The organism is Gemmata algarum (assembly GCF_034097035.1).
Classification (GTDB): domain Bacteria; phylum Planctomycetota; class Planctomycetia; order Gemmatales; family Gemmataceae; genus Gemmata; species Gemmata algarum.
This window is the reverse complement of record NZ_JAXBLV010000045.1, coordinates 50,092-63,661: the sequence shown is the minus strand read 5'-3', so window position 1 is coordinate 63,661 and position 13,570 is coordinate 50,092. Positions and strand designations below refer to the sequence as shown.

Below are 13,570 nucleotides of genomic sequence, written 5' to 3'. Positions count from 1 at the left end.
GGGAGCTGGGGGTGGGTCGCTTTCGCGAGCCCGGTTCGGCGTCAGTCCGGGTTGGTCGTCAGCTCGCCGGCGGGCTTCTTGTCCTTCAGGTCCCACACCCGCACTTTGCCGGTGAAGTCGCCGACCAGCACCCGCTCGCCGTCGTGCGAGAACACCGCCTTCGACGGCACGTCGGTGAACCCCTCCAGCCGCGCGACCTGGGTGCCGTCGGCCTTCCACACGCGGGCGGTGTTGTCGCGCCCGCAGGTGACCAACTGCCCGGTGCGGGCGTAACCCACCGCCAGCACCCCGGGCGTCTTGTTCCGCGCGGGCGCCTTCGCGTCCGCCTGCGCGGTGATCGTCCGCGTCGGGAACCCGTCCTCGGCGAACCACAGGATCACCTTGCCGTCCTCGCTGCCCGACGCGAGCATCTGCGAGTCCGCGCGCCAGCTTAGCCCGGTGACGGCGTCCTTGTGGTCGCCGAGCGTGAACACGATGCCCCCGGTCGCGGCCTCCCACACGAACGCGCCGCCGTTCCGGTCGCCGCTCGCGAGCAGTTCGCCGTCCGGGCTGAACTCGATCGCGGTCACCCAGTCGGTGTGCTTCTTGATCTTGTGCTTCAGCGCCCCGGTCGCGACGTCGTACACCTTGACCAGTTTCCCGGGGCCGCCGAGGGCGACGAACTTGTGATCCGGGCTGACATCCGCCGCGAGCACAACGTCGGCCTCGTCGCCGATCTCGGTGACCCGCTTGCCGGTGGACGCGTCCCAGATCACCACCCGCCCCTGCGCGGCGCCGCGCCCGCCGCCGGCCAGCAGCCACTTCCCGTTCCGGCTGAACCGCAGCACGTGCGGCACCCGCTCGGGGAACGGTAGCGTACCGATCAGCTTCAGCGTGTCGGTGTTGTACAGCAGAACCCGCTCGTGCCCCGCGACCGCCGCCAGCGGCGCCCACGGGCTGGTCGCCAGCGCGGTGACCGGGTGCGCCCGGTCGGTCTTGGCGAGCTTCACCGCGGGCAGCAGGGCCGGCATCGGCGGCGGCCCGGCGGGCTTGCCTTTCGTGAGCGCGACCGGGTCGATCTCGACCTTCCGGCCCGCGCCCTTGGCGGCCCCGACGGCGGTTTCGGGCGCGCCGCCCTCGATCCACTTCTTGAGCACCGCGAGGTCGGCGTCGGGGATCTTCGGCCCCTTCGGCGGCATCTTCGGCTCGACCTCGTGCGCGGTGACCCGGTAGAGCGCGCTCTGCCCCGGGTTGCCGGGCTTCACCGCCTCGCCGCTGGCGCCGCCCGCCATCAGCGCCTGATACGTCGAGACGTCCAGATCGGACGACGCCTTGTCGGCGTTGTGGCAGTTGAGGCAGTGCTTGCGCAGGACCGGCAGGACGTGATCCTTGTACGTCACGGCGTCGGCCTTCTTGGCCGGGTCGGTCTTCGCCGGCTGCGCGTGGGCCAGCCCGAAGGCCACCAGCGACAGTGTGAGCGGGCAGAGGAGGCGCGGGAGCATAGGTCGTAAACCGCTGGGTGCGATGTAAGGCAAAAGAGGAAAGTCAAAAGGTAAAAGATGGCACCGTCGTTTCCCTTTACACTTTTGCCTTTTAACTTGTTTCCCGCCCCAGAGGGGCCGGCGGGCGTAGCACAGGGCGGAAGCCCTGTTACTGAATCCGGTAGTGTCCAGTTCGCGCAGGGCGGTTCTGGTTTTGGAGTGTGGTCCGCTCACTCCGTGAGCGGTCGGCCCGCGCGTCCGATTCGCTGCCCGGGCTTGCAGACCCGGTTGTTACGCGCCACGCGAATCCGATACTCGGGGCGACCGCTCACGGAGTGAGCGGACCACACTCAAAGGCCGGTGTATGGTCTGCTACACCAACTTGAAACTACTGGTTCGGTATGGCTCGCGCCGTTAGTGGTTGAACGTGAACTCGGTGGAGTTGAACAGCCCCCACAGGATGTCGCCGTAGACGGTCTGCGCGGCGGCGCCCTCGAGCCGCCCACGGGCGGCGTTCTGGGTCTGTTCGAGCGCGGCAACCTGCTTGCCGAGCGCGGCCGCTTCCTTCGAGCCCTTCGGTTGTTTGGCCAGGTCGGCCCGGAGCGCCTTCAGCCGCTCCTCCGCGCGCCGGTAGGTGGCGTCGGTTCTCAGTTGCGCGTCTGCCAGTTCGGTGAGCCGGGCCGGCGCGGTCTCCCGCTGAACGATCTCGACCAGCTTCTTCGTCTCGGTCGCGGTCGGCCTCCGACACAACGTCCGGATGTACAGTTCCTCGATCACCACTTCCGGCGCCTTTTTCTCGGCGAGGAGCGCCGGCAAGAATTTGCTCTGCGCCACCTTCGCGGTCACGGTGTCGCCGTTCATCAGGTGCAGCGCCTGCGACAGGTTCGCCTCGCGGTTCACCTCGCAGGAACACGGCGTCTCGCGCGGCGCGCGGCCGAACGTGGTGAGGAAGTAGTTGGTCACCTCGCCGGTGTGGATCTGCACCGCTCGCGTGCCCGGCGGGGACTGCGCGAACCGGTCCTCGGTGCCGGTGATGCGGGTGACCGTGTCGAGCAACACCTCGGCCCGCAGCCGGCGCACGTAGGCGTGCGAGAAGTAGATCTCGTCCAGCTCGTTGGTCGGGTTGGTCGCGGCCGCGAGCTGGTACGTGCGCGAGTTGCAGATGTCGCGCACCAGCTTCTTCTTGTCGAACTTGTCGTCCGCCAGCTTCCGGCCCAGCGCCTCGAGCAGCTCCTTGTTGCTGGGCGGGTTGCTGATGCGCACGTCGTCCACCGGGTCGACGATCCCGCGGCCGAAGAAGTGCGCCCAGATGGTGTTCGCCATCGTCTCGCGGAAGGCGGCGTTGTCCGCGGCGGTGAGCCACGCGGCCAGCGCCTTGCGCGGGTCCTGGCCGTCCACGTCCGGCGCGGCCCCGCCGAGGAACTTCGGCTTCATCCGGCGCCCGTCCACCGGGTGCGCGGTGGTATTGGCGCTGGGGTTGTTCGTGACCACCACCTCGCGGCCCTCGGTACCGCGCTTCAAGTTCATGCCGGCGAAGAACGCGGCGAACCCGTAGTAGTCGTCCATCGTCCAGCGGTCGAACGGGTGGTTGTGGCACTGCGCGCACTGGATGCGGGTGCCCAGGAACACCTGGGCGATGTCCTCGGCCGTCTTCTCGGGCGTGAGCCGCTCGCCGGCGGTGTACAGGTTCGCGGGCGGCGACTTGAAGTTGCTGCCGGACCCGACGAGCAGGTCCGCGGCGAACTCGTTCAGCGGCCGGTTCTGCGCCATCTGCTCCTTGACCCACGCGGCGTAGGAGAACATCGCCTTCGAGTCGCGGCCGTACTGCGGGGTCTGGTTGTTCGCGCGGACGCGGAGCAGCTCGCCCCACTTCATCGCCCACATGTCCACGAACTCGGGCCGCTCCAGGAGCGCGTCGATCAGCTTCGCGCGCTTCTTCGGGTCCTTGTCCGCGAGGAACGCGTCGTACTCGGCGCGGGCCGGCGGTAGCCCGATCAGGTCCAGGTACGCGCGGCGCAGGAACGCCTCGTCCGAGCATAGCTCGGACGGCGCCAGGTGCAGCTTCTTGAGCTTGTCGAACACGAGCGCGTCGATGTAGTTGTGCTCGGGCGGGTCGGGCCAGCGGAACTTGTCGTCGGTCGGCAGGACGATCACCTCGGCGCCGACGGTGAACTTCCCGAACCGGGCGAACACGAACGCCCCGCCGCGCCCGCCGCCGGTTACGGCGCCGTCCTTGCCGATCGCCGCGACCGCCTCGTTGTTGGCCATGTACAGCGCGAGCCGGGTCACGTCGCGCGTCGAGCCGTCCGAGTACCTGGCGAGCACCACCGACTTTTGCGCCTGCCCCTTGGCGGCGAACACCACCTTCGCGGGCAGCAGTTCCACGCCGACCGGCTCGGGCACGTTCGCGCCGTCGTCCGGGGCGCCGGCCTTCAGCCACCGCAGGAGCGTCTTGTAGTCGTCGTGGTTGGTGTCGAAGAGCTTGCCGCCGGTGTGCGCGACGGCACCGACCGACTTTTCGAGCAAGAGGCTCTTTTCGGGCGCCGCGAGGTCGATGCGGCGCCCGACGATGGCGCGGGTGATCCGGTGGTAATCGCCGGCCGGGTCGTACCCGAACAGCGACAGCATGAACCCATCCTTGCCGCGGGCCGCGCCGTGGCAGCTCCCGTTGTTGCACCCGTGTTTCATGAACACCGGCATCACGTCGAGCCGGAAGCTCACCGGGCGCGACTGGTCCGCGCCGGACACCGTCACCGGGATTTCGGCCCGCAGCCCGCCGGCCTCGGCCACGAGCGTCGTGCGCCCGTCCTTCTTCGGCGCGAGCGTGCCCTGCGCGAGCGCCGCGACCGCCGCATCTTTCAGCGACAGTTTCGCCGTAGCCGTAACGTCCTTCGTGACGCCCGCGTCATCGACGAACTGCACCACGACGGCGTGGCGGTCGTCCTGGCCCTTGAGCTCGACGGCCGCGGGGAAGACCTTGAGCGCCGGGGCCGCGTGCGCCGCCCCCGCGGGCAAAAGGAGTGCGACGGCGGCGAACAAAAGCGTGCGCATAGCGGGGATTGCCTCGGGTGGTTCCACTCGCATGAATCGGGCCGTTGAGTCGGTGGGGTGACATTCCGGTTGGTCGCACAGTGGATGTCGCACAGGGCTTCCGCCCTGTGCTACGTCCGGCGACCCCTCCGGGGTGCAAGACCAAGGCAAAAGACCAAAGTCAAAAGGTAAAAGCAGCACAACCTTTTTACCTTGACACTTTTGCCTTTTAACTTGTTTTCCGCCCCGGAGGGGCCGGCGGGCGTAGCACAGGGCGGAAGCCCTGTGCGACGTTGCGCGGCGAATCACTTGTCCTTCGCCGGGGCGCCGCGTTCGGCGTCGACCCGCAGGACGCCGCCGCCGCTCAGTTGTCGCACCGACTGGCCCTTGTCGGTGACGGTCACGTCGAGCACGACGCCCTGGTAGTTGCCGACCAGCGCCTCCGGCGTGGCCCGCAGCGTGAACTTGACCTCCTTGTCGGCGGAGGTGATCTCGCGCGGGCCGTCGGCCAGTTCGATGCCGCGCGGGAGCCGGCCGAGCGTGACCGCCGCCTTGCCCTCGAACGGCTGAAGGTGGTTCAGCTTGACCACCAGCGCCGCGGTCTTGCCGCGCTCGATCGACGTGCGCGGGAACCGCGCCTCGACGTGTGGCTCGGCCACCGGCAGCTTGAACGGCTGCGACGCCACGTAGGTGCGGCCCTCGCCGTCGTTGTACCCGCGCCGCCCGCTGCCCGACATCGCGGTGAGTGTGAGCTGGTGCGTCCCGGCGGCGGCGTTGCGGGCCGCCCCAAGCAGGTACACGCCTTCCGTCTTGCCCGCGGGCACCGTGACCGGGGTGGCCGTGTTGATCCCGAGCGGCTTCCACTCCAGTTGCACCGTGACGGGGCCGTCGAACCCCTTCGCCCGCTCCACACTGAACTTGAGCGACACCTCGCCGTTCTGCACGAGGGCCGATTTCGGCTCCTCCACCTTCACCGTGAACGGCGCGGGCTCGGTGACCGCCAGCGCGAGCCGGTCGATCGGCACGTGCAGGTAGTAGTCGTTGTTGCCGTAGGCGTTCATCGGGACCATCTGCCGGTAGCCGCTCGCGAGGGCCGATCCGCCGCCGACCGGGCGCGCGATCAGGTCCACCAGGAGCGCTTCGGGCTTCGCGTCGGGCGCGGCCTCGAACACCACCGGCACCTTCGTCATCCCCGGCGTGAGCTTGGGAGCGTGCAGCGTGACGCCCTTCGGCAGGTTCACGCCGACCAGTTCCAGTTCGCCCGCGAACGGCCGGCCGGTCGCGAACACGCCCACCTGCACGGTGGTGAGGTTCCCGGCCGGGACCGCGATCGCCTGGCGCAGTTGGGGCGCGAACTGGTTCTCCGGCTCCGGCGCGATGTAGGTGTGAACCGCGCTCGCCTCCGGCTGCACCTCGACGCGGTACACGTAGTCGGCGCCGCCTTCGCCGCGCTCGTCCTCCACGCCCAGCACGTACTCGCCGTCGGCCGGTACGGTGAACTCCAGCACCGGGTCGTGGGTCTCGCGGATGAGCCCGCCGGCGGGGGCGAACCCGAGCTGGTTCGGGCGCGAGTCCGCGGCCCGCTGACCCGCCGCGCCCGGCTTCGCGCCGACGGGCTTGACCCAGATCACCGGATCGAGCGGCGAGCCGAGCGCCTGGGCCAGCGCGTGGAACCGGAACTGCTCGCCTTTCTTGGCCTTGAACCGGAAGCAGTCCACGTCGCCGGGCTTCTCGATGATGCCGTTGAACGCCACCGGGAGCGGCGCCGCAGTCGCGGGCGCGGCCTCGGGCGTGTCGTTCGGTTCGACTTCCAGCACGTTCGAGAACGGCGACGCCCGTAACCGGTTCGGCGAGGGGGCCGAAACGCCGTCGCTCACCGCGACGAACGGCACGTCGCCGGGCGCCTTCGGCAGCCGGGCCGTCTGGTCCCACGCGCCCTTCGGGTCGCCGAGCACGCGCACCTTGAGTTCTTCGCCCGCCGGGCCGCCCGCGGGGTACACACCGGTCGGGCGGGCGAACGTGCCGACGTGCAGTCTGTACACGTCGTTGGCCGCGTTATACATGCTGTGGCGCACCTCCACGAGGTACGCCCCGTCCCGCGGCGCGACGACCGATAGGACCGGGTCTTGAACGAACAGCGCCGAGTCGTCGGCCGCCGCGAGTTTGGCCCCGTCGGGCGCGTAGATCGCGAGGTGCAGGTCCGGGATGCCGCGCTCGACGCCGAGCCGGGCCGCCTCCACCTCGGCCGAGACGCGCTGGCCGCGCTTCACCTCGACGCGGTACAGGTCCACGTCGGTCGGGTCGTTGAGCTTGCCGAGAACGGTCACGTTCGCGGGCACCGGCGTGGCGGTCTCGGGCTTGTCGTTGCGCGTCTTGCCGATGACCTCGTTCTCTTCGACCGTGGGGAACGGCCCGACGAAGAACCGCTGGTACTCGGTCAGCCCGGTGGCGGTGCGGAGCCGGAGCCCGTGCGGCCCGAGCGGGCAGTCGGCGGCGAGCTTCAGCTTCACGCGGACCCGCGTTCCGGGGTCAACGGGAACGGCCTTCCCGGTCGGCCCGGTCGTGCTTTCGACCGGCTCGACCCCCTCGACGGTGATGCCGGGTTCGTAGAAGAGCACCTCGCGGGTCTGGGCGAGCGCGCGGCCGGTGAACTCGACCTCGACGGTCGTGCCGCGCTGCCCCCCGGGCGGCGACAGCCGCGCGAGCTTCGGCGTGTCGGCGGCGGCGCCCGCCGCGGCCAACAGGAGCGCGGCGCACGTGCTGGCGGGACGAAAGAATCGCATTGCGAGCGGCTCCGGGCGGTGCCGAGGTGAAGCGCGGGGGCGAGTGGGGGCGTAAGCCCCCGAGTGACTTCTGGAGTTCGCGCCGCGGTCCGGCGTCAGCCGACCAGGTCCTTCACCACTTTACCGTCGTCGATGATCTCGATGGGGCGGGCACCGGGGGCCATCAGCTCCTTATCGGCGTTGATGCCGAGCTGGTGGTACACGGTGGTCAACACGTCCTCGACGCGGACCGGGTCCTCTTCGGGCTCGCTGGCGGTGGAGTTGGACGAGCCGTACACCAGCCCCTTCTTGAACCCACCGCCCGCGACCGCCAGCGAGAACACCCGCGGGAAGTGGTCGCGGCCCGCCGACGCGTTGATCTTCGGGGTGCGCCCGAACTCGCTCGTCACCAGCACAATAGTCGAGGCCAGCAGCCCGCGGTCGTCCAGGTCGCGGATCAGGCCGGCGAGGGCGGTGTCGAGCCCGGGGGCCTGGCGCTTCATCGCGCTCTCGATGCCGGCGTGCATGTCCCAGCCGCCGTAGCTCACCGTCACGAACCGCACGCCCGCCTCCACGAGCCGCCGGGCCAGCAGGAACCGCGGGCCGGCGTCCGAGGGGCCGTACTTCGCGCGGGTGGCGGCGGACTCCTTCTCGATGTCGAACGCTTCACGCGCCGCCGAGGAGCTGATGAGGGCGTAGGCGCGGGCATAGAACTCGTCCATCGCGCCCAGCGCTTCGGCGTTTTTGGCCTGGGCGCGGAAGTGGTCGTCCACCACGCCGCGGATCTGCTGGCGGGTGCCGAACCGGCGGTCGTCCACGCCCGGGGGCAGCGTCAGGTCGCGCACCTTGTACCCGCCGCGGGCCGGGTCGCTGCCGATGCCGAACGGCCCGAACTGCGAGCCCAGGTAGCCGGTGCCGCCGTACTCCGACGCGGACGGGACCGCGACGTAGGGCGGCAGGTCCCGGCGCGGCCCGAACTCGTGCGACACCACCGCCCCCATCGCCGGGTGCTCGAGCGCCGGGCTCTTGCGGTAGCCGGTGAACATCGTGTACGAGGCGCGGCCGTGATCCGCCTCCTTGCCGGCGATGGAGCGAACAATCGTCATCTTGTCCGCCACCTGCGCGACCGAGCGGAAGTTCTCGCTCAGCACCACGCCCGGGAGCTTCGTCTTGGCGACGTTGAACGGCCCGCGGTACTCCAGCGGCGCGTCCGGCTTCGGGTCCCAGCTCTCCTGGTGGGCCATGCCGCCGGGCAGCACGATCTGGATGACGCTCTTGGCCACGCCCTCCTTGCTGGCGTAGTTCTTTTGATCGGCCCGGGCCTTCAAGGCGAAGAAGTCGCCGAGCGTGAGCCCCAGCGAGCCGACCACGCCGACGCGGAGGAACTCGCGGCGGCCCGGCGCCCGGGTCGGTGCGGCGGTGAGATTCGTCGACATGCGCGTGGGCCTCTTCTCTGCGAATGAGTGGGGAACGCGAGGGCGTGTTTCGGGGCGGGTCGAGCGAAGGCGGGCACCGGCGGGCGGCGCAGAAACCGACACCATGTTATCTTCGGTCCGCGACCACATAACTGTGAATTCCGCCGCCCCGCGTTCCAGACATCCGCGCGGCAAATTTTCCCCCGCGGGCTACAACAACAATCAGCGATTCGCGCCGAGTGACACGTGTAACAACTGATGCCACAACCGGTTGCCGCGATCGCCACCTCAGCACGACCCCACCTGCGGTGTCGCTTTCTTGCCGAGCCGCGACCGCCCGGGAGCGGTGCCACGTACCCCGCTCCCGGGCGGTCGCGGCTCAGCAAGAAAGCGGCCGTATCACCGCGTTCGCCACCTGAGAACGAACCCGCACACACGCGCAACGGGTGGCAGCCGCATGTGCCGGGCGTCTTTAGTTCCGGCAATCGCGGCTCACGCGAACAGGTCTTTTACCACGGTGCCGTGAACGTCGGTGAGCCGGAAGTCCCGGCCCGCGTGTCGGTATGTGAGCCGCTCGTGGTCCAGCCCGAGCAGCGCCAGGATCGTGGCGTGCAGGTCGTGGACGTGGACCTTGTTCTCCGCCGCGTGCCAGCCGTAATCGTCGGTGGCGCCGTACCGGAACCCGGGCTTCACCCCGCCGCCGGCCATCCACACCGTGAACCCCTCCGGGTTGTGGTCGCGGCCGTCGTTCCCGCCCCCCTCCACCGTGGGCGTGCGGCCGAACTCGCCGCCCCACAGCACCAGCGTGTCCTTCAGCAGCCCGCGGGCCTTCAGGTCCTTGAGCAGCCCCGCGATGGGCTTGTCCACCTCGCGGGCGTTCTTCGCGTGGTCCCGGCGCAGGTTCCCGTGCTGGTCCCACTGCACCTTGTCGTCGCTGTGCGTCACCTGCACGAACCGCACCCCGCGCTCCGCCAGCCGGCGCGCCAGGAGGCACTGGCGCCCGAACGGCGCGGTGACCGGGTCGTCCAGGCCGTACAGCGCCCGCGTCTTGTCGGTCTCCTTCGAGGTGTCTTCGGCCTCGGGCATCGCGCGTTGCATCCGGAAGGCCAGCTCGAACGATTCGAGCCGCCCTTCCAGTGCGCCGTCCGGACCCGTCTGAGCCAGGTGCTCGCGGTTCAGGTCCGCGAGCAGGTCGAGCTGCGTCCGCTGCGCGTCGCGCGTGAGTGCGGGGTTCTCGATGTACTTCACCTTCGCCTTCTCGAACGGCGTGCTGGCGTTGCCCAGCGGCACCCCCTGGCACGACGCCGGCAGGAACGCCGAGCCCCAGTTGTTCACCCCGCCGTGCGCGAGCGTCGGGCACACGGTGACGAACGCCGGCAGGTTCGCGTTCGCGGTGCCCAGCCCGTATGCGATCCACGCGCCCATGCTGGGCCGCACGAAGTTGTCGCTGCCGGTGTGCAGCTTCAGCGCCGCGCCGCCGTGCGCCGGGTTGGTGCCGTGCAGCGAGTGGACGAAGCAGATGTCGTCCACGCACCCCGCGACGTGCGGGAACAGGTCGCTCACCGGGCTGCCGCTCTGGCCGTACTTCTTGAACTTCCACGGCGACTTGAGCAGGTTCCCGGTCTTGGCGAACACCACCCGCGGGCGCGGCCCCGGGTACGGCTTGCCGTCGTCGCGGTCCAGCAGCGGCTTGGGCTCGAACGTGTCCAGGTGGCTCGGCCCGCCCTTCATGAACAGGAAGATGACCCGCTTCGCCTTCGGCTCGAAGTGCGGCTTCGGCGCGCCGCCGGCGTCGGCCGCGTGCAGCAGGTCCGCGAGCGCGAGCGAGCCGAACCCGAGCGCCGTGTTGCGCAGGACCTGGCGCCGCGAGGGCCGGAAATGAGTGCTCATGTCGCCCCTCGGTTACGGAATGTGAATGAACTCGTTGGCCGCGAGCGCCGCCTGACACACCGCGGCCCACGCCTTCCGGGCGCGCTTCGCGGGGTCGGCCTCGCTCGCGAACTCGCGCTCCAGGGCCGCCACGCCGGCGGTCACGCGCTGGACCTCCTTTTCGGACGGCGGCCGACCGTAGGCCAGCGCGAACAGCAGCCCGACGCGCTCGGCGGCACCGCGGTCGGGGCCGGCGAGAACCCGGCCGGCGAGCGCGTCGGCGGCGCGGGTCGCGAGGTCACTGTTCATGAAGAACAGCGCCTGCGTGGGGACGGTGGTGGTGGCGCGGTCGCCGTTCGGCACCGCCGCGTCCGGGGCGTCGAACAGTTGGAACACGTCGTACAGGTTGTTCCGGACCACCGGCAGGTACACGGACCGTCGGGCGCTCGTGTAGGTTGTCTGGTCCTTCGACGTGTGGTCGAACAGGAAGTCGCGGTTCTTGACGTGCGCGAGCACCGGCCCGCCTGCGGAGCGGTCGAGCTGCCCGCCCACCGCGAGCAGCGAGTCGCGGACCGCCTCGGCTTCGAGGCGCTTCACGTTCGCGCGCCACAGGAGGCGGTTGTCCGGGTCCGCGGTCACGGCTTTCGGGTCGTGGGCCGCACTCATCTGGTACGTCGCGGACTGCATGAGCTGCTTGTGGAGCGCCTTGACGCTCCAGCCGTTGCGGACGAAATCGGCCGCGAGCCGGTCGAGCAGTTCGGGGTGCGTCGGCTTCTCGCCGATGAGCCCGAAGTTGTCGGCGGACCGCACCAGCCCCTTACCGAAGTGCCAGCGCCACACGCGGTTCACCATCACGCGCGCGGTGAGCGGGTGCTTCGGGTCGGTGAGCCAGTTGGCGAGTTCGAGCCGGCCGCTCTGGGTCTTCGGTAGCGGTGGCTGCTTCTCCCCGGCTAGCACGACCGGGAACCGCCGCGCGACGACCGGCCCGGGGGTGAGGTGGTTGCCCCGGCGCAGGAGCGGCACGTCAACGGGCGTGCCCTCGGTCGTCCCCATCGCGGAGGGGAGTTCGGGCGCGGCCTTCTCCAGCGCGGCGATCTCGTCCTGGAGCTTCTTCGCGGCCTGCTTGGACGCCTCGTCGGGCTTCCCGCCGAGCGCCTTCAGTTCGCCCTTCCGCTTTGCTACTTTCGCGTCGTGTTCGGCCTTTCGCTTGGCCTCCTCGGGAGCGGTGAGTGGGTTCTCGTGCCACCGCGCGACCTTTCGGAAGTGCTCCATCGTCTTCGTACCGGCGAACACGCCCGCCAGCGCGTAGTAATCGGCGAGCGTGATCGGATCGAACTTGTGGTCGTGGCACCGGGCGCACCCGATCGTCAGGCCCATTACCGTGCGCCCGAGCGTGTCGAGTTGCTCGTCCACGATGTCGAGTTCCATCTTCTTTTCGTCGGGCTCGGCCAGCACCTTCGGCCCGAGCGCCAGGAACCCGGTCGCGATCAACTGCTCGTTCCGCGCGGCGGGCGTGTCGGCCGGGAGCAGGTCCCCCGCGACCTGCTCGCGCAGGAACCGGTCGTAGGGCTTGTCGGCGTTGAAGCTCGCGATGACGTAGTCGCGGTACCGCCAGGCGTTGCCGTGCGCGATGTTCTCGTCGAGGCCGTTGCTGTCCGCGTACCGGGCCACGTCGAGCCAGTGCCGGCCCCACCGCTCGCCGTAGTGCGGTGACGCCAGCAGCCGGTCGACGACCGCCTCGAAGGCGCCCGGGGTGCTGTCTTTCAGGAACGCGTCGATCTCTTCGGGCGTGGGCGGCAACCCGGTCAGGTCGAACGTCGCGCGGCGGATGAGCGTGCGCTTGTCGGCCGGCGGAGCGGGCTTCAGACCGGCGGCTTCGAGCTTCGCCAGCACGAACCGGTCGAGGTCGGAGCGGGGCCACGCCGCGTTTGTGACCGCCGGCGGAGCGGGCGCGGCGACGGGCTGAAAGGCCCAGTGCTTCGTCGGGTCCGCCGTTGCGGTACCGGCAGCCGCTGGGAAGAAGGCGCCGCGGGCGGCCCACTTCGCCAGATCGGCAATTTCGGCATCGGTGAGCTTCTTGTCGGGCGGCATCTGTTCGACGCCGTCCGCGTGGCGCACCGCGCGGAGCAGCAGCCCCTCGTCGGGCTTGTCCTTTGCGAACAGGGGCGTGCCGGACCCGCCGCCCTTCGCGAGCGCCGCGGCCGAGTCGAGCCGCAGGTCGCCCTTTTGCTTCTCCGGTCCGTGGCACTTGAAACACTTTTCGACCAGGAGCGGCCGGATTCGTGCTTCAAAGAACTTGACATCTTCGGGCGTCGGGTCGGCAGCGCGGGCCGGCGCCCCGAGGGCCAGCAGAAGGACAGGTAGAGCGAGCGGGGTTGATCGCATGGCGTGCCGGGTTGGGAAGCGCGGCGGGTGGGAGTCGATATCTTCCCACAGCGACCGCACCGGTGCAAGTCGCTAGACGCCACTCGGTCCGCGGGCGCCTCAATAACCAGATGGCACCGCGCCTCATTTCTCGTGTCGGGCTTCTCGGAAGTTCGCGTTACCGCTTTTTGAGCGGCTCGGCGTCGCGTGTTGCCCGGAGTCGCGAGAGAACACACCGAGGTTATTTGAACGCAAATTGCTATTTCGCAATCGCTTGCGCCGTTGGGTTGAGCGCCGCAAGCCTTCGCTTTGCGAACCACATCGTGCGTTGGCAGGCTGGAATTCGTGGTAGCGGTGCCCCAGCGAACGGGGAGTCGGTTGGTAGCGAGTCGGTAGCAGAGGGCCAGCAAGGAGACCAGCCGGCGACCCGCTCGTCTGTAACCCCTGTTACAGCGACAGTACCGAGTTGGGAGCAGCAAATTACGAGTGGTCGCTCCGTGCTTCTGGCTTGAATTGTGGCTCGCGTGCCGCGAGCGGTTGCGACATCGTGCAAAGTGCATTGGGCACCGTTCATTTGACACACGGAGCGAGCGGGCCACGCTCACGCCAGAGCTCGTTTTGCGGGTCGGGGGCGCACCGGAGCGAGCCACCAACCCTCGTAAGGGCACAT

At 69.6% G+C, this 13,570-nt stretch carries 6 protein-coding genes; all 6 read right to left on the bottom strand.

The features are described 5' to 3' along the window. Nucleotides 1-41: 41 nt before the first annotated feature. Entirely contained in the window at nt 42-1,481 is a 1,440-nt protein-coding gene (locus R5W23_RS06005; RefSeq protein WP_320685551.1) for a WD40 domain-containing protein, read from the bottom strand. A gap of 393 nt (nt 1,482-1,874) precedes the next feature. Then, nucleotides 1,875-4,511 (bottom strand): DUF1549 and DUF1553 domain-containing protein, encoded by a 2,637-nt coding sequence (locus R5W23_RS06000; RefSeq protein ID WP_320685550.1) that lies wholly within the window; start codon nt 4,509-4,511, stop codon nt 1,875-1,877. Between the two features lie 284 nt (nt 4,512-4,795). After that, nucleotides 4,796-7,273 (bottom strand): PPC domain-containing protein, encoded by a 2,478-nt coding sequence (locus R5W23_RS05995; protein WP_320685549.1) that lies wholly within the window; start codon nt 7,271-7,273, stop codon nt 4,796-4,798. A 95-nt stretch (nt 7,274-7,368) separates the two neighbouring features. Further along, nucleotides 7,369-8,688: a DUF1501 domain-containing protein gene (locus R5W23_RS05990; protein ID WP_320685548.1), complete on the bottom strand. Its 1,320-nt coding sequence runs from the start codon at nt 8,686-8,688 to the stop codon at nt 7,369-7,371. Between the two features lie 471 nt (nt 8,689-9,159). After that, a complete protein-coding gene (locus R5W23_RS05985; RefSeq protein WP_320685547.1) occupies nt 9,160-10,557 on the bottom strand; it encodes a DUF1501 domain-containing protein in 1,398 nt (465 codons plus the stop codon). Between the two features lie 12 nt (nt 10,558-10,569). Beyond that, nucleotides 10,570-12,921 carry a PSD1 and planctomycete cytochrome C domain-containing protein gene (locus R5W23_RS05980; RefSeq protein WP_320685546.1) on the bottom strand — a complete coding sequence of 784 codons (2,352 nt, stop codon included), beginning with the start codon at nt 12,919-12,921 and terminating at the stop codon, nt 10,570-10,572. Nucleotides 12,922-13,570: the final 649 nt, after the last annotated feature.